Origin of the sequence: Geobacillus sp. FSL K6-3411, from assembly GCF_037965715.1 — a bacterium.
Taxonomy (GTDB): domain Bacteria; phylum Bacillota; class Bacilli; order Bacillales; family Anoxybacillaceae; genus Geobacillus; species Geobacillus thermodenitrificans.
Genome location: NZ_CP150187.1, coordinates 236673 through 258630, shown reverse-complemented (window position 1 = coordinate 258630; position 21958 = coordinate 236673). Strand labels below are relative to the sequence as shown.

18 protein-coding genes, 11 tRNA genes and 1 rRNA gene are annotated in these 21958 nt (G+C 50.2%); 4 read left to right on the top strand and 26 right to left on the bottom strand.

All coding sequences use genetic code 11. The annotated features are described in order from the left end of the window. Positions 1-88: 88 nt before the first annotated feature. The 13 genes from NSQ22_RS01405 to NSQ22_RS01345 all read right to left on the bottom strand — a co-directional run bounded on the left by NSQ22_RS01405 (position 89) and on the right by NSQ22_RS01345 (position 3642). Positions 89-1645 (bottom strand): 16S ribosomal RNA (locus NSQ22_RS01405). A 78-nt stretch (positions 1646-1723) separates the two neighbouring features. After that, positions 1724-1797 (bottom strand) — tRNA-Gly (locus tag NSQ22_RS01400). 15 nt (positions 1798-1812) lie between these two features. Next, a tRNA-Pro gene (locus tag NSQ22_RS01395) sits at positions 1813-1886 on the bottom strand. Positions 1887-1890: 4 nt separating this feature from the next. Then, positions 1891-1967 (bottom strand) — tRNA-Arg (locus NSQ22_RS01390). Positions 1968-2040: 73 nt separating this feature from the next. After that, positions 2041-2123: transfer RNA gene (locus tag NSQ22_RS01385), tRNA-Leu, on the bottom strand. An 11-nt stretch (positions 2124-2134) separates the two neighbouring features. Continuing rightward, positions 2135-2216, bottom strand: a tRNA-Leu gene (locus NSQ22_RS01380). Positions 2217-2221: 5 nt separating this feature from the next. After that, positions 2222-2297 (bottom strand) — tRNA-Lys (locus NSQ22_RS01375). A gap of 162 nt (positions 2298-2459) precedes the next feature. Further along, positions 2460-2534: transfer RNA gene (locus NSQ22_RS01370), tRNA-Gln, on the bottom strand. A gap of 13 nt (positions 2535-2547) precedes the next feature. Then, positions 2548-2623 (bottom strand) — tRNA-Asp (locus tag NSQ22_RS01365). A gap of 31 nt (positions 2624-2654) precedes the next feature. Continuing rightward, positions 2655-2726 (bottom strand) — tRNA-Glu (locus tag NSQ22_RS01360). 16 nt (positions 2727-2742) lie between these two features. After that, positions 2743-2835, bottom strand: a tRNA-Ser gene (locus tag NSQ22_RS01355). A gap of 6 nt (positions 2836-2841) precedes the next feature. Next, positions 2842-2916 (bottom strand) — tRNA-Asn (locus NSQ22_RS01350). Positions 2917-3153: 237 nt separating this feature from the next. Next, positions 3154-3642 (bottom strand): SprT family protein, encoded by a 489-nt coding sequence (locus NSQ22_RS01345; RefSeq protein WP_008881471.1) that lies wholly within the window; start codon positions 3640-3642, stop codon positions 3154-3156. 90 nt (positions 3643-3732) lie between these two features. Between NSQ22_RS01345 and cmpA the strand changes: the two genes are divergently transcribed. Then, the gene (gene cmpA / locus NSQ22_RS01340) at positions 3733-3846 is read left to right on the top strand and encodes a cortex morphogenetic protein CmpA (RefSeq protein ID WP_087959817.1); all 114 of its coding nucleotides are present in this window, start codon (positions 3733-3735) and stop codon (positions 3844-3846) included. A 16-nt stretch (positions 3847-3862) separates the two neighbouring features. On the opposite strand, the gene NSQ22_RS01335 is transcribed toward cmpA, so the two are convergent. From NSQ22_RS01335 to acpS, 6 genes are all read right to left on the bottom strand, one after another. Then, positions 3863-6028: a Tex family protein gene (locus NSQ22_RS01335; RefSeq protein WP_029761551.1), complete on the bottom strand. Its 2166-nt coding sequence runs from the start codon at positions 6026-6028 to the stop codon at positions 3863-3865. 660 nt (positions 6029-6688) lie between these two features. After that, positions 6689-7039, bottom strand: coding sequence for a type II toxin-antitoxin system endoribonuclease NdoA (gene ndoA / locus NSQ22_RS01330; protein ID WP_003253417.1), 351 nt, complete (start codon positions 7037-7039; stop codon positions 6689-6691). 4 nt (positions 7040-7043) lie between these two features. Continuing rightward, positions 7044-7325: a YlcI/YnfO family protein gene (locus NSQ22_RS01325; RefSeq protein ID WP_008881474.1), complete on the bottom strand. Its 282-nt coding sequence runs from the start codon at positions 7323-7325 to the stop codon at positions 7044-7046. Between the two features lie 127 nt (positions 7326-7452). Next, positions 7453-8607 (bottom strand): alanine racemase, encoded by a 1155-nt coding sequence (gene alr, locus NSQ22_RS01320; protein WP_008881475.1) that lies wholly within the window; start codon positions 8605-8607, stop codon positions 7453-7455. Positions 8608-8901: 294 nt separating this feature from the next. Beyond that, a complete protein-coding gene (locus NSQ22_RS01315; RefSeq protein WP_008881476.1) occupies positions 8902-9915 on the bottom strand; it encodes an outer membrane lipoprotein carrier protein LolA in 1014 nt (337 codons plus the stop codon). A 79-nt stretch (positions 9916-9994) separates the two neighbouring features. Then, complete coding sequence (acpS, locus tag NSQ22_RS01310; RefSeq protein ID WP_008881477.1) at positions 9995-10384, bottom strand: holo-ACP synthase; 390 nt, start codon at positions 10382-10384, stop codon at positions 9995-9997. Between the two features lie 140 nt (positions 10385-10524). On the opposite strand from acpS, the gene NSQ22_RS01305 reads away from it, so the two are divergent. Next, positions 10525-11142 carry a rhomboid family intramembrane serine protease gene (locus NSQ22_RS01305; protein WP_008881478.1) on the top strand — a complete coding sequence of 206 codons (618 nt, stop codon included), beginning with the start codon at positions 10525-10527 and terminating at the stop codon, positions 11140-11142. A gap of 11 nt (positions 11143-11153) precedes the next feature. Here the strand turns inward: NSQ22_RS01305 and NSQ22_RS01300 are convergent, their stop codons facing one another. The 4 genes from NSQ22_RS01300 to NSQ22_RS01285 form a co-directional block, all read right to left on the bottom strand. Continuing rightward, complete coding sequence (locus NSQ22_RS01300) at positions 11154-12557, bottom strand: DEAD/DEAH box helicase (RefSeq protein ID WP_008881479.1); 1404 nt, start codon at positions 12555-12557, stop codon at positions 11154-11156. A 78-nt stretch (positions 12558-12635) separates the two neighbouring features. Beyond that, positions 12636-13334, bottom strand: a complete 699-nt coding sequence (locus NSQ22_RS01295; RefSeq protein WP_008881480.1) for an alpha/beta fold hydrolase — start codon at positions 13332-13334, stop codon at positions 12636-12638. 67 nt (positions 13335-13401) lie between these two features. Further along, complete coding sequence (gene murF, locus NSQ22_RS01290) at positions 13402-14784, bottom strand: UDP-N-acetylmuramoyl-tripeptide--D-alanyl-D-alanine ligase (protein WP_029761553.1); 1383 nt, start codon at positions 14782-14784, stop codon at positions 13402-13404. A gap of 16 nt (positions 14785-14800) precedes the next feature. Then, a complete protein-coding gene (locus tag NSQ22_RS01285; protein WP_060475532.1) occupies positions 14801-15895 on the bottom strand; it encodes a D-alanine--D-alanine ligase in 1095 nt (364 codons plus the stop codon). A 258-nt stretch (positions 15896-16153) separates the two neighbouring features. On the opposite strand from NSQ22_RS01285, the gene NSQ22_RS01280 reads away from it, so the two are divergent. After that, complete coding sequence (locus NSQ22_RS01280; RefSeq protein WP_013399800.1) at positions 16154-17704, top strand: IS1182 family transposase; 1551 nt, start codon at positions 16154-16156, stop codon at positions 17702-17704. A gap of 127 nt (positions 17705-17831) precedes the next feature. Here NSQ22_RS01280 and NSQ22_RS01275 read toward each other — a convergent pair whose 3' ends face one another. Genes NSQ22_RS01275 through NSQ22_RS01265 form a run of 3 tightly spaced genes read right to left on the bottom strand, consistent with a single transcriptional unit; the run spans position 17832 to position 20324 of the window. After that, positions 17832-18977: a UDP-N-acetylglucosamine--LPS N-acetylglucosamine transferase gene (locus NSQ22_RS01275; protein WP_327054905.1), complete on the bottom strand. Its 1146-nt coding sequence runs from the start codon at positions 18975-18977 to the stop codon at positions 17832-17834. An 11-nt stretch (positions 18978-18988) separates the two neighbouring features. Then, positions 18989-19585, bottom strand: a complete 597-nt coding sequence (locus NSQ22_RS01270) for a DedA family protein (RefSeq protein WP_060475530.1) — start codon at positions 19583-19585, stop codon at positions 18989-18991. 10 nt (positions 19586-19595) lie between these two features. Beyond that, complete coding sequence (locus NSQ22_RS01265) at positions 19596-20324, bottom strand: polysaccharide deacetylase family protein (protein ID WP_008881485.1); 729 nt, start codon at positions 20322-20324, stop codon at positions 19596-19598. Positions 20325-20720: 396 nt separating this feature from the next. Between NSQ22_RS01265 and NSQ22_RS01260 the strand changes: the two genes are divergently transcribed. Then, positions 20721-21791 carry an undecaprenyldiphospho-muramoylpentapeptide beta-N-acetylglucosaminyltransferase gene (locus NSQ22_RS01260; RefSeq protein WP_008881486.1) on the top strand — a complete coding sequence of 357 codons (1071 nt, stop codon included), beginning with the start codon at positions 20721-20723 and terminating at the stop codon, positions 21789-21791. Positions 21792-21958 lie beyond the last annotated feature (167 nt).

Here is a 21958-nt window from a genome sequence, read left to right as displayed (position 1 = left end):
CCTTCCCCCTCGGGGTGCAAGCACCCCTACGGGTGAAGAACATTTGGCTTCGAGAGCCGACCGCGGCGCTTCCGCTTTTCGTCCTTAGAAAGGAGGTGATCCAGCCGCACCTTCCGGTACGGCTACCTTGTTACGACTTCACCCCAATCACTTGCCCCACCTTCGGCGGCTGGCTCCCGTAAGGGTTACCTCACCGACTTCGGGTGTTGCAAGCTCTCGTGGTGTGACGGGCGGTGTGTACAAGGCCCGGGAACGTATTCACCGCGGCATGCTGATCCGCGATTACTAGCGATTCCGGCTTCATGCAGGCGAGTTGCAGCCTGCAATCCGAACTGAGAGCGGCTTTTTGGGATTCGCTCCCCCTCGCGGGTTCGCAGCCCTTTGTACCGCCCATTGTAGCACGTGTGTAGCCCAGGTCATAAGGGGCATGATGATTTGACGTCATCCCCACCTTCCTCCGACTTTTAGCCGGCAGTCCCTCTAGAGTGCCCAACTGAATGCTGGCAACTAGAGGCAAGGGTTGCGCTCGTTGCGGGACTTAACCCAACATCTCACGACACGAGCTGACGACAACCATGCACCACCTGTCACCCTGTCCCCCCGAAGGGGGAACGCCCAATCTCTTGGGTTGTCAGGGGATGTCAAGACCTGGTAAGGTTCTTCGCGTTGCTTCGAATTAAACCACATGCTCCACCGCTTGTGCGGGCCCCCGTCAATTCCTTTGAGTTTCAGCCTTGCGGCCGTACTCCCCAGGCGGAGTGCTTATCGCGTTAGCTACAGCACTAAAGGGTGTGACCCCTCTAACACTTAGCACTCATCGTTTACGGCGTGGACTACCAGGGTATCTAATCCTGTTTGCTCCCCACGCTTTCGCGCCTCAGCGTCAGTTACAGGCCAGAGAGCCGCCTTCGCCACTGGTGTTCCTCCACATCTCTACGCATTTCACCGCTACACGTGGAATTCCGCTCTCCTCTCCTGCACTCAAGTCCCCCAGTTTCCAATGACCCTCCACGGTTGAGCCGTGGGCTTTCACATCAGACTTAAAGGACCGCCTGCGCGCGCTTTACGCCCAATAATTCCGGACAACGCTCGCCCCCTACGTATTACCGCGGCTGCTGGCACGTAGTTAGCCGGGGCTTTCTCGTGAGGTACCGTCACCGCGCCGCCTTATTCAAACGGCGCTCCTTCGTCCCTCACAACAGAGCTTTACGACCCGAAGGCCTTCTTCGCTCACGCGGCGTCGCTCCGTCAGACTTTCGTCCATTGCGGAAGATTCCCTACTGCTGCCTCCCGTAGGAGTCTGGGCCGTGTCTCAGTCCCAGTGTGGCCGGTCACCCTCTCAGGCCGGCTACGCATCGTCGCCTTGGTGAGCCGTTACCTCACCAACTAGCTAATGCGCCGCGGGCCCATCCGCAAGTGGCAGCCGAAGCCGCCTTTCAACCAAAGACCATGCGGTCTTTGGTGTTATCCGGTATTAGCTCCGGTTTCCCGGAGTTATCCCGGTCTTGCGGGCAGGTTGCCCACGTGTTACTCACCCGTCCGCCGCTGACCGAACAAGAGCAAGCTCTCGTTCGGTCCGCTCGACTTGCATGTATTAGGCACGCCGCCAGCGTTCGTCCTGAGCCAGGATCAAACTCTCCAAAAGAAAGTTGATTGGCTTGCGCTTCGTTTCGTTCAGTTTTCAAGGAACGAGATTATACCGTTTCTCATTTCAACTTTTTCATGGAGCGGGTGATGGGAATCGAACCCACGACATCAGCTTGGAAGGCTGAGGTTTTACCACTAAACTACACCCGCATATGATTTTTCGAATCGGGAAGACAGGATTTGAACCTGCGACCCCATGGTCCCAAACCATGTGCTCTACCAAGCTGAGCTACTTCCCGATCATGGCGCGCTCGAGAGGATTCGAACCCCTAACCTTCTGATCCGTAGTCAGATGCTCTATCCAATTGAGCTACGAGCGCATCTTTTGAGAGCGACAAACTTTATTTTAACAACTCAGTTCATCGTTGTCAACAGTTTTTTATTTTAATAAAATGCGGTCGAGAGGACTTGAACCTCCACGGGGTTGCCCCCACTAGGCCCTCAACCTAGCGCGTCTGCCATTCCGCCACGACCGCGTGTTTATCAGTGCGGGTGGAGGGACTTGAACCCCCACGCCGTGAGGCGCCAGATCCTAAGTCTGGTGCGTCTGCCAATTCCGCCACACCCGCAAATATGGTGAGCCATGGAGGACTCGAACCTCCGACCCTCTGATTAAAAGTCAGATGCTCTACCTACTGAGCTAATGGCTCATAACTGAGGTAACACGCTAAGTATCAATTCGCTCTACCTGTCTCTTCCTCTACAAGCATATTCAAGGAAGCTATATGCGTCGAGACAACTCGAAGCAAATTCGAGGATGCAATCTTCGTTACTGAGCTAATGGCTCATAACACTTTTTTATGAAATAAGAATGGCTGGGCCAGCTGGATTCGAACCAGCGCATCACGGAGTCAAAGTCCGTTGCCTTACCGCTTGGCTATGGCCCAGCGATTGGTGTAATGGCGGTCCCGACGGGACTCGAACCCGCGATCTCCTGCGTGACAGGCAGGCATGTTAACCACTACACTACGGGACCGTGAATTCGCGGGGGACCCCCGCGTTATAAGTGACCCGTACGGGATTCGAACCCGTGTTACCGCCGTGAAAGGGCGGTGTCTTAACCACTTGACCAACGGGCCACGTGTATATTAAAAGTGGCGGAGAAGGCGGGATTTGAACCCGCGCGCCGTAAAGACACGACCTAACGGTTTAGCAAACCGTCCCCTTCAGCCACTTGGGTACTTCTCCATAAAGTGGCTCCGCAAGTAGGATTCGAACCTACGACCTACCGGTTAACAGCCGGTTGCTCTACCGCTGAGCTATTGCGGAACAATCAAGAAGCATCCTTCAAATAATCTCCTGTACCTTCATTTACCCTTTAACCCAAGGAAATCTAACACATCAGGACTGCTCGTGACAACTCCGTCGATACTGACGTTTGTCACAACTGACATTGTTTATTATATTGAGCAACTTGTTGTTTGTCAATATGTTTTTTTGTTTGTTGTTATTTGTTTCGCCGTTTGGCGACGGCTTTTATAATTTAGCATATGATAATCTTGATTGTCAACCTCTTTTTTGTAAAATGTTTTGCTTTGTTTCATCTTCAGCCAACTTGAGCCGACCGTGGCAACGGCCGCAGACGTAACGGTCGGTGTTGATTCGTCTTTTACGGTTATATACTAATCCGCACGATGTGCAGATGTATGTATGGATCGCTTTAGTTGCTTTTGTTTCTTGTTTGAGCGGGCGGCAATAGCGAGGCGCCCCTACTTTTTTCAACAGCTCACGAAAGTCACGGTCGCGATGACGGTAGCCTTTCCCTTCAAGATGCAAATGGTAATGGCATAGTTCATGTTTGATAATGGCGATGAGTTCTTCTTCACCGAACATGTCGTAATATTTTTTGTTCAGTTCAATGTTGTGGGTTTGCAGCACGTAGCGCCCACCGACAGTGCGAAGTCTTGGGTTGAAAGAGGCAGTGTGGCGAAACGGTTTGCCAAATATGCTTATGGAAATTTGTTCAACGAGTGCTTGCAACCGTTTTTGATCCATAGCGGGCGTCCCCCTTATGTTTTTGGCACAGGACAATGTGCAACTACATACATTATATACTACCTTTCCGTTGTCAGGGAGGTGACTGCCTTGCCTACGTGGCTGAAAAATCAAATGAGACGAGCCTATTATGAGAAAAACCGCGATCAAATCAAGCTGTTAAACCAATGTTGGTTTTTTTATCGAAAAAAGCACTGCTCGTAAGGCAGTGCTTTTTCCTTCACTCTTCGGGGGAAACCATTGATAACGAAATTCTTCCTTTCGCCACGTCGACGTGCTCGACCCATACTTTGACGACATCACCGACGGAAACAATATCGAGCGGATGACGCACGTATTGTTTGCTTAGTTTCGAAATGTGCACAAGCCCATCCTGTTTGACACCGATGTCAACAAAAGCGCCGAAATCGACGACATTGCGTACCGTGCCTTCAAGCTCCATGCCTGGTTTTAAGTCTTCCATTTTCAAGACATCTTTACGAAGCAAAGGTTTGGGCAGCTCGTCGCGCGGATCGCGCTCCGGACGGCATAAAGCATCGATGATGTCGCGCAATGTGAGCTCACCAATGCCGAGCTCAGCTGCCGTTGCTTCGATATCGAGGGCTTGCAGCGCTTGGCGCAGTTCATCGCTGCCAATGGCGTCGGTTGTAAATCCTAATGTCTGCAATAGACGCTTCACTTCCGCGTATCGCTCAGGGTGAATCGGCGTTCGGTCAAGCGGCTCTTCCCCGTCAAGAATGCGCAAAAATCCGATACATTGCTCGTACGTTTTTGCCCCAAGGCGCGGGATCGTTTTCAGCTCGTCGCGGCTGCGGAATTTTCCTTGCTCTTCACGGCGCTTGACGATGTTTTCCGATACCGTTTTCGTCAACCCTGACACGTACTGCAATAAAGAGACAGAGGCAGTGTTCACGTTGACACCAACTTGGTTAACGACCGTCTCGACGACAAAACGGAGCGATTCAGCCAGTTTCTTTTGCGATACATCGTGTTGGTACTGACCGACACCCACCGATTTCGGATCGATTTTGACGAGCTCAGCGAGCGGGTCTTGAACACGACGGGCGATGGAAACAGCGCTCCGCTCTTCGACTTGCAAATCCGGAAACTCGGCGCGCGCCAGGTCGGATGCTGAGTAGACACTCGCTCCAGCTTCATTAACAATGACATAAAAAATGTCGCGTTCCACTTGCTTTAACGTATCGGCGACAAACTGCTCCGTTTCCCTTGATGCCGTTCCGTTGCCGATGGCGATCATGTCGACGTGATAGTCATCGAGCAAGCGTAGAAGCTTTGCTCGTGCTTCTTCTTTCCGTTCTTGGGGCGGGTGCGGGTAAATGACGTCAATGCGGAGCAGCTTCCCCGTTTCATCCACAACAGCGAGTTTGCATCCGGTTCGATAAGCTGGGTCGATGCCGAGTACCGTTTTTCCTTTTAGCGGTGGCTGAAGAAGCAGTTTGCGCAAGTTTTCAGCAAAAATATGAATCGCTCGTTCTTCTGCTTTTTCCGTCAACTCGTTGCGAATCTCGCGTTCAATGGCAGGCTCCATCAACCGCTTGTACCCGTCTTCAACCGCTTCGGCCACAAGCGTGGCGGCAGGGGATAATTCATTCGTGACTGTTTTTCGCTGCAAATAGCGAACGATGTCTTCCACTGGCGCCTTGACGGAAACACGTAGCACCTCTTCCTTTTCACCGCGGTTTAAGGCCAAGACGCGATGAGGAACGATTTTGGCGATCGGTTCTTCATAGTCATAATACATTTCGTACACATTCTTTTCGTCTTTTTCTGGTGCTTTGGCGGTCGAAGCGATCGTTCCTTTTCGCCACGTTTGTTCGCGCACCCATTGGCGAAGGGTGGCATCGTCGGCCACTCGTTCGGCGATGATGTCTTTCGCCCCTTGCAACGCCTCGTCAACAGTGGCCACTCCTTTTTCGTCATCGATGAATGCCTTAGCCTGTTCATTAGGGGATGGGGCGGTGGGACAAGAAAGGAGCCAATCCGCAAGCGGCTCAAGCCCTTTTTCTTTCGCGATCGTCGCTTTTGTACGCCGTTTTTGCCGATATGGGCGGTAGAGATCTTCGACTTGCTGCAGTTTCGTAGCGCTTATAATCGCGTTTTTCAATTCTTCGGTCAATTTTCCTTGTTCCTCAACCAGCCGAATAACTTCTTCTTTCCGTCGCTCTAAATGTTGCAAATATTCCCATCGTTCGAGCACATCACGGATTTGCACTTCATCGAGCGCCCCCGTCATTTCTTTCCGGTAGCGAGCAATAAACGGGATCGTGTTGCCTTCTTGATGAAGCGAGATGACGTTTTCAACTTGTTTCACTGTCAACTGTTGCTCGGTGGCAATGATTGAAATGAGCCGCTGTTCGTTCGTCAATCGTTTCCCTCCCTTAATATATGCTTGAACGCTCTCCTACCTACGGTCATACTGAGAATGGGCGCTTTTCGGTTCGAGATGACAAAAAAAAGAGCTACTTGTCCGCAGCTGCTTTGTGATCCATATACGTGAACTACTTCGACTTCGCTTTGCTTAAAGTGAGCTCCTCAGTTCCACGACGAAAGCAACGCTTCGTCTCTCTGAGCATCACTTCGAATCGTCCCAACCCTCGGCATCCGACGATGGAGAGCTCTTTCGCACCTTGAATATTTTACGCATAAAATGTTTGGCTTCGTTTCGCATTGGATGTTCTCCAGACAATCCTATATATCCCGTCCGCAAAGAACAGCACACACATCTCTACTACTATGCGTTTGGCCTAACATCAACCGACATTCCTCTCCCGCTAATCGCTGGGCTCCACCTTTTGTGCGCTTGAAGCTAGGAGTCTCCTTTACGGAACGAAATAAAAATGAAAGGACAGACCGTTGTGAGAGCCGATCTGCCCGTCTTTGCCATTGATGCAAAAATGCCATAATAAAGTCCAGCGTCGCACGTTCAACACCGCTTCGCCTATCCGCCCGTTCGCTCTTGGCAAACAAAACATCGCTCTCTCCCGCTTTTTGACTCGCTAAGGCAGGGGGCTTTCTTCGCACCGCATCAAAAGTCGATCAATCCTAAGCTGATTTGCAGCGCCTCATCAACTTTATCCATCATTTCATCGTCCAAGTGGGTAATTTTATCGGTCAACCGTTGCTTATCAATCGTACGAATTTGCTCAAGCAAAATGACGGAATCGCGCTCAAACCCGTAGCGTTTTGCATCGATTTCAACATGCGTCGGCAGTTTCGCCTTCTGGATTTGCGCCGTAATCGCCGCCACAATCACCGTCGGACTAAAGCGATTACCGATATCGTTTTGGATCACCAACACGGGGCGTACGCCGCCCTGCTCTGAGCCAACGACCGGGGAAAGGTCCGCAAAATAAACGTCGCCACGTTTAACAATCAAAGCATTACCCCCCGCTAACTAAGCGTTCAACGGTGTGGTCGGCCTCATATTCGGCATGAAACGCTTCAGAAGCAATAGATAAATTGATTTTGGCCATTTCCATGTAGCCTCGTCTCATCGCCTCGCGAATTTGCCGTTTTTTCCGTTCACGAATATACATTTTCGTCGCTTGATAAATGAGTTCATTTCGATTGCCGTTCTCCTGTTTGACAAGCCCGTCCAGTTCCGTCAGCAGCGACTGCGGCAAACGAACGACGATTTCCGTTGTTGCGCCAGATTCCGACACGAATCATACACCTCCACGAACTGCAACCATTCATTGCTTCCATTTCATGATACCATTAAACAACGGCGCTGCAAAGTCATTTCTCCCTTTTCTATCCTTTGCCTTCTGAAGCAAAGTATGCATCGCTTCACCCGTGGCAAACAGCATTTCTCACTTCCATTATACGCTTATTTCGGAAAAAAATACGGGGCACCCGATAACTGATTGTACAAGGCACTTCGTAATTAATCGTTTCCAAATAGCGGGCGACATCATCAACAGAAATGAACTCATCTCCTTGGCGACCGATCAATGTTACCTTCGTACCGACTGGCAACGGTTCAGGCAGGCGAATCATGCATTGATCCATGCAAATCCGGCCGACAATTGGCGCCTTTTGCCCGTTCACGAGCACATGAAAATGTTGCAGGCGACGGAGCCATCCGTCCGCATAGCCGATCGGGAGCGTACCGATCCACTCTTCCTCTTGTGCGGTATACGTCGCTCCGTAACTCACCTTTTCACCCGGTTGCAATCTTTTCACATGCACGAGGCGGCTATGAAGCGAAAACGCCTCCTTTAGTTCGTATGGAAGCAACGGCTTGATGCTTGGCGATGGAGCGAGTCCGTACATGGAAATGCCGAAGCGGGCCATATTGAACGCTCGCTCGGGAAAGCGGAGTACCGTCGCACTGTTGGCACAATGAACGATCGGCGGCCGTGATGGCAGCCATTCGAGCATATGCAAAAAGCGGCGATATTGATAAGAAAGATAGTCTGTATTCACTTCATCAGCCGTCGCAAAATGCGTATATACCCCTTCAAGGATAAAGGATGGGTGGCGGTCAATCAGCGTCGTAATACGCTTCGTCTCCTCCTCGTCTTTTACCCCGAGCCGTCCCATTCCAGTATCCATTTTTAAATGCAGATGAACGGGAGTCGAGCCGTTATAAATCGATGCCGCCTCCTCTAACCAATCGGCGCGAAACACGGTTAAAGTAATGCGATGTCGAGCGGCTAGCTCCACATCGGCCGGGCGGGACGCCCCAAGCACTAAAATGGGCGCATTGATGCCTTTTTGTCTTAAAGCGAGCGCCTCGTCCAAAATGGCGACGGCTAAGTAGGAAGCACCGGCTTCTAGCGCCGTTGTCGCCACTTGGGCGTCACCATGCCCGTAGGCATTCGCTTTTACAACGGCCATAACCTGTGTTCCATCCGGTAAAAAGCGTCGCAAATTCGCGACGTTGTCGTAAATAGCATCCAAGTCGATTTCTGCCCACGTATCGCGGTGAAAGTTGTCCATCCTCTCTCGCTGCCTTTCTAATCACGTAAGTTTTGAAAGCGTTTAAATTTGTTTTCATTCTTTCTTAGTTTACCACGTCTGTAGTGAAGACGGAATAGGTTAGACATCAGAAAAGTGACTGAACGCAGTGGAAAAGTGGGCATGCGGCTTTGTTCTCTCTGCATGAGGCAGCCTATGCTTGCTGTTAACCCTTATTGGCAGATGACAGCTCTGATTTCCATTCCCCACAACAAAAAACAAGGCGGCTCTCCGCTTTCAAAGCGGAAAGGCACGCCTTGTTCACACATTTCATGGTTATTTCGCAGCTTTTTCTTGAACCGAGCTGGCGACCATCACCATTTCTTCTGGCGTTAGATCATCGGAGGCAAGCGTAAACTCCACTCCGTTGTACGACCATGTTAACGTTTGACCAGTGAGGGCACCGACCGTAAATCCTAAATCGACCGGATCCCCGTTGACAGGCACTGGCATGCTCGTTGCCGGGAGCACTTCCGCTTTTTCTTGAACGAGCGTAAACGATTTTTTGCCGCCAAATGTCATAATGACCCGTGTGCCGTCTGCGCTTTTTACTTCTTTTTCCTCAAGCGCTTGAACGCCTTCTGGGAGCTGGCTCGGATACATGACTTCCATCACTTGTTCTTTCCCTTCCGCCATCGCTGGTACCTCGAGGCGCGCTCCGGTCATGTTTTTCGACGTATCGAATGCATCATCATCGAATTTTTTGTTAAATTCAACGTTGGAAAATTCCACTGTCAACAGTGCTTTGCGGTCTGTATCCATCACTTTGACCGATACGGGGGCTAAATCTTTTTTGCGCAGCGTAATTTCTTGGATCGGAACAATTTCGCTATTTGGATAGTTCGTTTTTGTCTCAAATACATAGTGCTTTTTCGTCGCCTTAAACTTCGCCTTGGAGTCACTCGAAATATCTTTGACGAGCGATTCATACAAATACGCTTGGCTGCTGTTTTTCGGCCAGTCGCTGACAAACTTGAAGCTTTTGTTGAGGGCAGGCGTAAAGACGAATACTCCCTCATCGTTACGCAAAATCATTTGGCTTTGCCCTTTGTCGGCGTTTTTCAAGCTGACGCGGTAGTACGACGGCTGCTTATGCCACACTTCGACATGATATACTTGTGGCTTCTCCCCGGTGCGGAACGTCATTTTTGCCTCGGCTTGGTAGCCTGTCATCTCGTCCATCTTTTCATTGAGCGCTCGAAGCACTTCCTCCTGCGATTTCGACCCGCACCCAGCTAAAGCAAACAAAAAGATGATGCCGACCAATGCCCAAAGCACCTTTCTACCCATCGCTTCAACCCCTTTGCCTCATATATCGATTTCTGTCTATGCACTACAATATATGAGACAACTGTCTAGAATATGCAGACTAGCCGTGGCAAGCATCTGATGGCTTGGCCGGCCCGAAGCGCTCAATGATGACTTGGGCGATCGCATAGTCACGGCTATGGGAAATGGATAGATGAATAACTTCTCCGTCGCGACGGGCAGCAATGCTCGGTTTTCCATACTCATCGGAAACAATCTCAATGTCCTGAAACGATACGTGTCGCCCGATCCCCGTCCCAAGCGCTTTGGCGTACGCTTCCTTCGCCGCAAACCGTCCAGCGAGAAATTCCACTTGTCTAGCAGGCGCTAGCTGATCAAACTGCTCCCTCTCTCGCGGCGTTAAAATCCGGTCAAGGAATTTGCGGTTGCGCTCAAGGAGTGATTGAATCCGCTCCAGCTCTACAATATCAATGCCGATACCAACGATCATCACTTTCTCCACCTATCCGTGCTATGTGATCCGACAAATTTTTTACACTCTTTGTGCATAAGATGGCTTATAAAAAACGGACATGACCTTCCCCACTCGCGGGGGATATACGATTTTTGATAAAGAAGGGAGACAAAGCTATGTTTCACGATGCCGGGAATGTCCGCTCACTCGTCCGTCTCTATCCGGTTGTATCGATCGTGTTGTCCGCCCATATCGTTTTATGGATTTTGTTCGTTCTTCCCCTTACAGCGCTAGAACCTGTTTGGCAATACATCATCGGGACGAATGGCGCCATTCGGAATGGGGAATATTGGCGGCTGATTAGCCCGCTCGTTCTGCACTACGATTTCAACCATATGGCGGCCAACAGCCTTTCTCTATGGCTGTTCGGCCCGTGGCTGGAACGTGCGCTTGGAAAAGGGAAGTTTTTACTTCTTTATATCGGGGGCGGCGTCGGCGCCAATATCGCCACCGTATTGCTTCTTCCGCCGATGTACAGCCATGTCGGGGCGTCAGGCGCCATTTTCGCTTTGTTTGGCATGTACAGCTATCTCGCCTTGTTTCGCCGCGATTTAATCGCCCCAAAGCACACCCAACTGTTATTAGTCATTGTCGTGATTCATTTGTTGCTTAGTTTGATGGAACCAGATGGAAATCTCATGGCTCATCTATTTGGCTTCGCCACCGGCGGCTTGTTGGCTCCTTTTTTAGCCATCCGTCCCCAGTTACCGATGTTTCATGTGATCCGGTCATGAAAAAACGGCGCTTAATGCGCCGTAATCCGCCGTTTTTTCGTCCGACCACGCGCCGAACTGTCCGGGCGGCTGCCCCGCTTTTTCTCCCGTTTGACTGCTAGAGGCGGTTCTTCCGTCAACTTCACCGGTGTCGTGTCTGGCTCGCGCGTCAACATTTTCAGGCAGGCGGCGACGATCGTCACTGAGTCATGCTCTTCAAGCAACTCCTCGGCCGCCCGCTTGTAAAATGATAAGTTTTCCGCTTCCGCGACATTGAGGAGCTTTTCAATGGCGATGCGCTGCTGGCCTTCAAGCGCCTCATTGAGTGTCGGCGGCTTCATCCGCTCCATCTTCCGCTTCGTCGTCCGCTCAATATGATGAAGCTGGCCAATTTCCCGCGGTGTCACAAACGTCATCGCCACCCCTGTCTTACCGGCGCGCCCCGTGCGGCCGATTCGATGGACGTAGCTTTCTGGGTCTTGCGGAATGTCAAAATTATATACGTGCGTCACACCGGAAATATCTAATCCGCGCGCTGCGACGTCGGTGGCAACTAAAATTTCGATCGATCCTTCTTTAAACTTGCGCAACACCGACAGCCGCTTCGCCTGGCTCAAATCGCCATGGATGCCTTCCGCTGCATAGCCACGCAAGTTGAGCGCTTCAGCGAGCTCGTCGACACGCCGCTTCGTGCGGCCAAACACAATCGCCAGCTCCGGCGCCTGGATATCAAGAAGCCGTGTCAAAATGTCAAATTTCTTTTTCTCGTGCACTTCCAAATAATATTGCTGAATATTCGGCACGGTCATTTCCTTCGCCTTCACTTTGACGAGTTCCGGATCATTCATAAACCGCTCGGCAATGCGGCGGATCGGATCCGGCATCGTCGCAGAGAACAACAGCGTCTGCCGCTCAGTCGGCACATGACGTAAAATCGCCTCAATATCTTCAATAAAGCCCATATTCAACATTTCATCGGCCTCATCGAGAACGACCGTACGCACATGTTCGAGGCGGAGTGTCCCGCGGTTAATATGGTCGATGATGCGGCCTGGTGTGCCGACGATGACGTGCGGATGTTTTTTCAAGGCGCGAATTTGCCGCTCAATATCTTGACCGCCGTAAATCGGTAAAACACGCACCCGCTTGACCGCACCGATTTTATACAGTTCTTCCGACACTTGAATGGCGAGCTCACGTGTCGGTGCGACGACGAGCGCCTGAATGGCACCGTTTTTCACATCCACTTTTTCTACGATCGGGATGCCAAATGCAGCGGTTTTCCCCGTTCCGGTCTGCGCTTGGCCGATCACATCTTTATTTTGTAGGCTGAGCGGGATCGTTTTTGCTTGAATTGGGGTCGTTTCTTCAAACCCCATCCGCTCGATAGCTTTCATTACCTCTTTACTTAATCCTAATTCTTGAAATGTCGTCAATGTTATCCAAACTCCTTATAAAAAATCGTCCCTTTATTCGTGAGAAAGGTTTGACAGTTATCATACCATGTTATACCGTCATTTGCAATGATAGGAGGCGCACAAAAATTTCTCCGTCTCAGCAAACAACACATGCCGGTTAGCGCTATGACAAACATGGTGATACGAATCCGGCAAAAGGAGCAGCGTTTTTTCTGCGGAACCGATTTTTTCATATAAATAATAAGCACTTTTGAGCGGCACGATCCCATCTTTCTCCCCTTGTACGATCAGTACGGGAGCTTGAACGCAAGGAAGGAGAGGGCGCACATGACGAACAAGCTTGCGAAATTCCCTAACAGCCGAAAATGGGGTCGCCATCATTTTGTTTCGATAGCGGAGAAACAGCGGATGCTCCTGCGCTCCGCGCCAACCGTTGGCAAACATCTCACGGATGTCACGCCACAACTGACGCGGGTTGACGTAATAAAACGCTGCGCTTAACAGCACGAGCCTAGCGACCGGATATTTTTCCGCTAAATAGACGGCGATCACCCCACCCATTGAAAAACCGATAACATACACCGTATTGCAACGCTGAGCCAGTGCCTGAAACGCTTGCTCAGACGCTGTAATCCATTGGTTATATGTAACCCCTTTGAGCTGCAACTTGTCCCCGTGTCCCGGCAATGTCGGCGTTTCTACGATCCAACTGGTCCGCTCGCGCAAATAATTAGCTAGCGGTGCCACCTCTTCCGGACTCCCGGTAAATCCGTGAATGCATAAACAGCCGATCATGATCCCACCCCCCGGCCTGATCGAAAAGCGGCGCCCATAGCGCCGCTTTTCGTTTTTCTCGCTTTTGCTAATTTTCCCCCCAATAACCGAGTAACTCTTCCAACCTCATACCACGCGAGGCCTTCAATAAAACGATATCGTCTGGGGTTGCGACGGAAAGCACCGCCTCGGCCAATGCCGCTTTATCGTCAAACGCCTTCACTTGGCCTTGATCAAAAAACGGCGTGGCGGCCGTAGCGATATGACGCGCCAGTGGTCCGTAAGTAAACACGTAATCTACCATCTCTGGCCGCAGCATCTCCCCAATCGCTTGGTGGAACTCGACCTCTTTGTCACCAAGCTCCAACATATCGCCCAATACAGCGATTTTCTTCCGATAGCCGTCCAATTCCGTGAGCAGCATTAAAGCAGCGCGCATCGATGTCGGGCTGGCGTTGTAGGCATCATTAATCACTGTAAAGCCGCGCTTCGTTTTAACGACTTCCGTACGCATGCGCGTCACTTGCAAGCGGGAGAGAGCGGCAGCAATGTTCTCCCAGCTGACGCCGAAAAAGCGGGCGACAGCGATGGCGGCCAGCGCGTTGTATACATGGTGTTTCCCTAAAACTGGAATAAATAGCGTCTGGCGAGGGAGCTCGTTGATGACAAACGACGTGCCCGCTGCTTCAATGCGCACAGTTGTCGGATAATAATCGTTGTCCTCACCTTCCCCAAACGTCACAACGTGCTGAGGAAGCGGCAAGCTTGGCACGAGCTCAGCCAAAAGCGGCTCATCGCCGTGATAGACGAACAAACCGTCGCCTTGCAATCCAGATAAAATTTCTAGCTTTGCCTTGGCGATGCCTTCCCGTGACCCGAGCTCTTGCAAATGTGCTTCACCGATGTTGGTGATGACGGCAGCATTCGGCCGTGCGATCGTCGTGAGCTGCTCAATTTCACCAAACCCACTCATCCCCATTTCCACAACGGCGATGTCTGTCCCCTCCTCGAGCGCAAGGAGCGTGAGCGGAACGCCGATATGGTTGTTTAAGTTTCCTTCTGTTTTTTGCACGCGATATTGGGATGAAAGAAGCGCAGCGATCATATCTTTCGTCGTCGTTTTGCCATTGCTGCCAGTCACACCAACAACCTTCAGCCCGAGCTGTTCACGGTAGCGGGCGGCGAGACGCTGCAGTGCCGAAAGCGTATCATCGACGACAATCGCCGGAACACTTTCTGGCGGTGTCCCTTCCGCTTCGGCCCACAGCACAGCTGCTGCTCCTTTTTGCGCCGCTTCCTCCACGAAAGCGTGACCGTTAAACGTCTCGCCAAGCAGCGGAACGTACAAGTTGCCAGCTTGGATCGTCCTCGTGTCAGTTGATACGCCGCTGACAGCAATATTCCCCCACTCCGGATTCGCGTACCGGCCGCCGGTCATCTCAGCAATTTGCTGCACCGTCCGTTTCATCATCCGCTCTCACCCTCTTTTACTTTTCAAATGTGTACGTAATCATCTGCTTTTCTTGATGTCGTTCCAATGCCAATGCAATAAGGCGTTCGATCAATTCCGAGTACGGCACGCCGCTATGTTGCCAAAGGAGCGGAAACATGCTGTACGGCGTAAACCCCGGCATCGTATTGACTTCGTTAATATAAACAGTACCGTCTTCGGCAAGGAAAAAGTCGACGCGTGCCAGTCCAGACAAGTTGAGCGCTTTAAACGCAGCAATGGCCATCGATTTGATCGTCTCATACTGCTCTTCTGTCACATTGGCAGGAATAATTAATTCCGTTTGCCCGTCTTCATATTTCGCCTCATAGTCGTAAAATTCTTTTTTCGGTACAATTTCTCCAGCAACCGAACAAATCGGCTCGTCATTGCCGATAACACCAATCTCAATTTCCCGACCGACAATAGATTCCTCAATAATAATTTTCCGATCGTATTTAAATGCCTCAGCAAACGCTGTTTTTAAATCGTCACGCTGTTTGCATTTGGAAATACCGACGCTCGATCCAGCGTTGGCCGGTTTGACGAAGCACGGGTAGCCAAGCTCTTGTTCGATTCGGTCATACACTGCTTCTCCACCTTTTTTCCATTCATATTTCGTCACTGACACATACTTCGCTTGGCGCAGCCCAGCTTGGGCAAACAAGTTTTTCATCACCACTTTATCCATGCCAACAGCAGAAGCGAGCACCCCATTGCCAACATATGGGAGGTTGAGCATTTCAAGCAGCCCTTGTACCGTTCCATCTTCGCCGTTTGGTCCATGCAAAAGCGGGAAAATCACATCAATGGTTTCCTCGTCGCTCTCAGTTGCAGAACCCGATGCAGGAACTTGGTTTAAAGACACAGGGATCATCGCGGTCGCTGTCGAAGTGAACTGCAGCTGCTTCACTTCTTCAACCGTTCCAGTCAATCGTTTTCCTTTAATCCATTGTCCTTCTGGTGTAATATAAATCGGAATAACGTCAAATTTATGAGGATCAATGGCGTTCATGACCGCCCTCGCTGTCGACAAAGACACTTGGTGTTCCGGCGATTTACCGCCGTATAACACTCCAACTCTCGTTTTCATTATCGTTCCTCCTCTTTCCTTGGCCATCGTTCCTATTGTAACACGTTTCACGCCCAACGGTCTGATATTTTATATGTACGATGCAGGTTGTTTCGCCACCCGTGACGGAGCAATCCAGTATAAAAAATGAGGATGTCCCAAAAGTGTTCGCATAGCGTTCGCTTTTGGGGCACTTTTTTGGGCAAAAAAAGAAGAAAACCGTTCCTTTTTTGGTATAATAGAGTCACCACAACCCTACCAAGAAAGGACGGTTTTCTTATGTACATTTATTATAACCGAGATCAACTCATTTTGCCAATGGATCTTGAAATTCTCATTCCCAAACATCATCTTTGCCGGATCGTGGATCTAGCCGTGGAAAAAATGGATCCAGCTCTGCTCGTTTCCCTCTATCCCGGCGGAGGCCGCCCAGCCTATCATCCGAAAATGATGTTGAAAGTCATCCTGTATGCCTACGCCAATCGGATCTATTCCTCTCGCCAAATCGCCAAGCAATTGAAAGAAAACATTTATTTTATGTGGCTATCCGGCCATCAAACACCGGATTTCCGCACCATCAACCGATTTCGGTCGGAACGGATGAAGGACATCATTTACGAAACGTTTTTCTCCATTGTCGATCTTCTGCGTCAAGAAGGGTTGGTCAAACTAGAGGATTACTTTCTGGATGGAACGAAAATCGAGGCCAGCGCCAACAAGTACACGTTCGTTTGGCGCAAATCAACGGAAAAGTACGATCAGAAGTTGGAGGAGAAATTCCGGAAAATCGTAGCCTCGATCGAACAGGTGGTAAAAGAGGATGAAGAGTCGGAACAAGAAGGAGATTTTCAAGAAAAGCTGGAAGCTTCACCGATCACGTCTGAAAAGATCGAAGCCGTGATCGAACAAGTGGAAGAACATCTAAAGAAAGAGCCGAAGAATCGCACGTTAAAGAAAGCAAAACAGCAATTGGAACAAGACATTCTCCCCCGTAAGAAAAAATATGAAGAATACAAAAAAGTGTTAGGCGAACGAAACAGTTTTTCGAAAACGGACCCCGATGCGACGTTTATGCGGATGAAAGACGACCATATGAAAAACGGCCAGCTCAAACCGGGATATAATGTGCAGATAGGGACAGAGAACCAATTCATCACTGGATTTAGCGTGCATCAACGGGCGGGGGATGCCGGATGCTTCATTCCACATTTGGAGCAATTGGCCGCCTATGGGCGTCCCATGCCTAAACGAGCGATTGCGGATTCCGCCTATGGGAGTGAGGAGAACTACACGTACTGCGAGAAAAAGCAGATCGTCGCGCTGATCAAGTACAACACATTGGACCGGGAACAAACGAAAGCGTGGGCGAAAGAGATCGGCCGAATCGAGAACATGACGTACGATGAGGAATTGGATGAGTGGATTTGCGCGAAAGGGGAACGGCTGGTGTTTGTGTATAAACGGAAGGAAACGACCGACAACGGGTACGTCATCGTCAAACGGACGTATCGTTGTACAGCATGTGCCGGATGCCCGTTTCAAGCAGCATGTGCCAAAGGCAAAGACACGAAAACCATCCGCGTTTCCTTGAAAAATCAACAACAACGGCAAGAAATCCGGAAACGGCTGTCCACGGAAGAAGGGGCGACGACATATCGAAGACGGCAAATCGAAAACGAGCCGGTGTTTGGGCAAATCAAGCATAATCAGCAATTTCATCGGTTTTCATTGAGAGGCCTCCCAAAAATTACCTTGGAGTGGGGTCTAGTTTGTGCTGCCCACAATTTGAGAAAGTGGGCCACAACGACCGACCCAACAAGGAAAAAATAGGATAAAATTCGGAAATAAGGAGAAATTCCTGCCTCAAAAAAGGAATAAATAACCAAATGGTAAGAAAAAGAAACAGAGGCTACTCTCAAAAGGTCGGTTTAGACGACCTTTTGAGACAGCCTCTCGTCTATGGGCGAAAAGCGCGCCAAGCCATGCGCTGCTGCGGCATTGCTGTTACCACTTCCGCGAGCGCTTCTTGCCCCGTTTTTTCCACCCCGGCAAAATAGTCAGACACGCGGCGAAAAAACCGATTTTTTTCTACATCATCGGTCAACAGGCGGATCATTTTCCGTTCGCCGTTGCCCGGCTCAGCCAAGTGATAAATAAGACCGTTGCGCCGCAAATATTGCCAATTGATCCGCTCCTGTCCGGGCAAGCAGTCAATGGTGAAAATTGGGATGCGCTTATGAAGCAGCTCGCTTATGGTCACTCCACCCGGTTTTGTAATGACAGCGTCCGCCTCATCGTACAGCTGATTCATCTCCTCCGGACTGTTGATGTACGGAAGCGGGCGGATGTGAGGAAGCTGCCAGCTAGCAATTTCATGATACAGCTGCTTATTAGCGCCGCATAACACTGAATAACGAAACAATGTCGACGTTCGAGCCGCCCGCAAAAACGCCGTCATATTGCCAAGCCCTTGGTTTCCGCCAGCAACGAGCACATGGGTCGGCTGCCTTCTCCGTCTCACTTCTGGCATTTTCATAAATGTATCATGGACTGGGATGCCAGTCACAACGATCCGCCTTTCGTCAATCCCGTGTTTTACTATCAACTCCCGCTTTGCTTCCTGATGGGGGACGAAATGGTAATCAATAAACCGCTTGCCCCAAATGCTGTTCATAAAAAAATCTGTATAGACATTGACTACTGGGATGGCAAGCACTTTTTTTCGCTTCAGTTGCTGCAAAATGCGCGACGGGAACGAATGGGTGCAAACGATTAAATCCGGACGTTCCTGCTCGAGCATCTTTTTCATTTTGCCTTCGAAATACGGCAGCCATGGCTCAAATGAAATAAACTCGAGCCGCAGAGACTCCTCATACATAAACGTCTTGTACACGCGATGGTATGAAGCAGGATGCGAACGAATCCAACGCAAATAAGCTCCCGACACCATTTTTTCCATCAGCTCATTGCAATAACTTAAAAAATCGATTTTTTTGCTTTCGACCCATGGAAACTGGCGATGCAAAAAATCGATCAACGTATCGGCCACTTTATGGTGTCCCGTATTCATTTGAAACAGCGGCAAAAACAACACTTTCATCATCGATCGCACCTTTAGCTTTCAACAGATTTTTTGCGTCTCCGCTGTCCAATCCATGTCGCCAACAAAAAGAGCAAAAACAATCCCAAACCGGCAAGCGGAAAAGAAATCAGGGGGATATGGATATGTTGGCCAAGCAATAGACCAGCCAATGTCAGCGGAACGACCCAGCCAGCTGTCCCCAGCATAGCCAACAAAAGAAACGTCCGAAACGGGAACCGGCTCACCCCCGCCATATATGGACATATTTGCCGCACCCCCGGGACATAGCAACCAAACAAAATGCCCCATTTCCCGTAGCGGCAAAACCAATCGCGGGATCGCTCCCACCGTTCGTTTGTAATTCCGACATACTTGCCATACTTTTGCACAAGCGGCGATCCCCACCGTCTGCCGGCGCCATACGCCGCCACCATGCCGGCCATCGTTCCACCCCAGCACGAGACAAGCGTCGGCCAAAGCAGCAATTGATTTTTCGCAATCACCACACCGACGAAGAAAAGCAAACTTTCCTCCGGTGCCGGGATGCCGACGATGCCGCAAAATAAAAACAAAAACAGCATTACATATCCATATGACTGAACATAAGGCAACCATGCGCCCGTATCCATAGCTCCCCCATCACATCGACGAGATTTGTTTGTTAGTTTGCGCGTTTCTCAGTTCCGTAATCGTCACCCAACGCATCTTTTTCGCTACTTCGTCTTTGAGCAGCAGCTCAAGAGCAGACAACATTTGTTCCGGCGCACGTTTGCTAGCGCCTAGCGCATCCCCGTTATCATGAAGCACGATGACCGCCCCGCCGCGCACGGCAGCGCGCAAGCGACGGAACAGCTCCATCGCACCGATTTTTTCATTCCAATCACCAAGAATATGCGACCATAACACTGTTGTATACCGTTTTTGCACGACCGGCGTCCAAGCATTAAAATGGCCCCATGGTGGCCGGTAATACATCGGACGTTGACCCGTCGCCTGCTCAATCGCCGCAGCCGCCCGACGCACTCCCCAATCGAGCCACAGCGGCGGAAGCAGCCAGTTGCTGATATGACGGTAATTATGAATACCGACTTCATGCCCTTCTTCCACCATCCGCCGCACGATCTCCGGATGGCGTTCCACTTTTCGACCGACCACAAAAAAGGTCGCTTTCACTCCATATTTCTTTAATAAATCGAGCAGTTTTGGCGTATAATACGGGTCGGGACCGTCATCAAACGTCAAAGCAAGGCAGTCAGGCGCTGTTCCTTCACAAAACAGACGCAACCTTTTTTTGCGAATGACGATTGTCGGCACAACCCCATAACCAATGATTCCAACCATCAAACCTCCAACAAGCCATGCCAACATCGCCTTCACCTCTCAACAGCACTTTATCAATATTTCCTTCCTTTAAAACCTAAGAAACTGGATATCTTCTTTTTAAACAAATTGCTAGATTAATGATGATGATATATAAATTCGATGAAAAATCAAAATTAAAATTATGGTAATTTCATGCGACTCGCGACCTTTTTCGCTTCCTTGGTTTATACGAAAATTACAGTCGTTCAGTTTCCTCCATAAATGATCTTGAATTTGCTATAATACATATCGATATATGGCCTCTAGACCGTAAAAAAGCGGCTTGCCAATGGGTTCACCCCTATTGGCAAACACCGCATTGACCGCATCGTGAAAGGCGGCTTAGCCAGAAAAGATGGTCATTGAACGTTCTCATATTGTAAAGAAGACAGGTGATCTACGTTGCGAAAAAAAATCGTCTTAACCGGCGGCGGTACGGCCGGACATGTGATGGTTAACGTCGCTCTCATCCCGAAACTGAAAGAGCAAGGATGGGACATCGTCTATATCGGCTCCCATGAAGGAATTGAACGGGAGATTATCGGGCGCATCGACGGTGTGCCGTACTATTCGGTTTCGACCGGAAAACTGCGCCGCTATTTCGACTGGAAAAACTTCAAAGATCCGTTTAATGTGCTAAAAGGTGTTTGGCAAGCTTACCGCCTCATCCAAAAAGAAAAACCGGATATCGTGTTTTCAAAAGGCGGGTTCGTCTCCGTTCCCGTCATTCTCGGTGCCTGGTTGAACGGTGTGCCATCGGTCATCCACGAATCGGACTTGACGCCCGGGCTGGCCAATAAAATTGCCATGCCATTTGCGACAAAAATTTGCCTCACCTTTCCGGAAACAAAACAGCACGTCAACACCGATAAAGCCGTTTACGTTGGCGCCGTCGTCCGCGAGGAGCTGAAGCACGGAAGCGCAGAACAAGGACGGAAGTTGTGCCAGTTCGACGGCCAAAAACCGGTCTTGCTCGCCATGGGCGGCAGCTTAGGCTCGAAAAAAATTAACGACGCCTTGCGTGCCAGCTTGCCGGTGCTTCTTTCCGAGTTTGATATCGTTCACATTTGCGGCAAAGGCAACGTCGATACAAGCCTTGTAGGCCAAAAAGGATACAAACAGTTCGAATATGTCAACGAAGAGCTGCCAGACCTATTGGCGTTGTCCGATATCGTCGTCTCCCGCGCTGGTGCGAACGCCATTTTCGAACTACTCGCCTTGCGTAAGCCGATGCTGCTCATTCCGCTCTCGAAAGCAGCGAGCCGCGGCGACCAAATCCTAAACGCACGTTCATTTGAAAAAGCAGGCTACGCCGAGGTGCTGATGGAAGAAGAAGTGACAAACGAATCACTGCCGGCCGCTATCCACCGCCTGTATGAAAACAAAGACCGCTATAAGAAAAACATGGAGAAGTCCGGCAGCAGTGATCCGCTGCAAACGCTTCTTGCTCTCATTCAAAATACCGCCCGCTAGCTAAAAGAGGCGATGCCCAGCACACGTTTAGGGCATCGCCTCGTTGTTTACTCGTTTTTCAACTAAGAAGAAAACTCTCCTTTCTTCTCTTCGTTCCTTTTCCCCATGTACAACGCATTTTCCCACAAATCAAAACCGCCGGGTGGAACCATTCCACCGGGCGGCAT

Coding starts and splice junctions, on each gene's coding strand:
- alr (WP_008881475.1), bottom strand. CDS start 8,607: ATGGACAACTTTCACCGCGATACGTGGGCAGAAATCGACTTGGATGCT.
- murF (WP_029761553.1), bottom strand. CDS start 14,784: ATGATGAAACGGACGGTGCAGCAAATTGCTGAGATGACCGGCGGCCGG.
- NSQ22_RS01265 (WP_008881485.1), bottom strand. CDS start 20,324: ATGTTGGCATGGCTTGTTGGAGGTTTGATGGTTGGAATCATTGGTTAT.
- NSQ22_RS01345 (WP_008881471.1), bottom strand. CDS start 3,642: ATGGATCAAAAACGGTTGCAAGCACTCGTTGAACAAATTTCCATAAGC.
- NSQ22_RS01315 (WP_008881476.1), bottom strand. CDS start 9,915: ATGGGTAGAAAGGTGCTTTGGGCATTGGTCGGCATCATCTTTTTGTTT.
- NSQ22_RS01285 (WP_060475532.1), bottom strand. CDS start 15,895: ATGAAAACGAGAGTTGGAGTGTTATACGGCGGTAAATCGCCGGAACAC.
- NSQ22_RS01295 (WP_008881480.1), bottom strand. CDS start 13,334: ATGATCGGCTGTTTATGCATTCACGGATTTACCGGGAGTCCGGAAGAG.
- NSQ22_RS01305 (WP_008881478.1), top strand. CDS start 10,525: ATGTTTCACGATGCCGGGAATGTCCGCTCACTCGTCCGTCTCTATCCG.
- NSQ22_RS01280 (WP_013399800.1), top strand. CDS start 16,154: ATGTACATTTATTATAACCGAGATCAACTCATTTTGCCAATGGATCTT.
- NSQ22_RS01270 (WP_060475530.1), bottom strand. CDS start 19,585: ATGGATACGGGCGCATGGTTGCCTTATGTTCAGTCATATGGATATGTA.
- NSQ22_RS01275 (WP_327054905.1), bottom strand. CDS start 18,977: ATGATGAAAGTGTTGTTTTTGCCGCTGTTTCAAATGAATACGGGACAC.
- acpS (WP_008881477.1), bottom strand. CDS start 10,384: ATGATCGTTGGTATCGGCATTGATATTGTAGAGCTGGAGCGGATTCAA.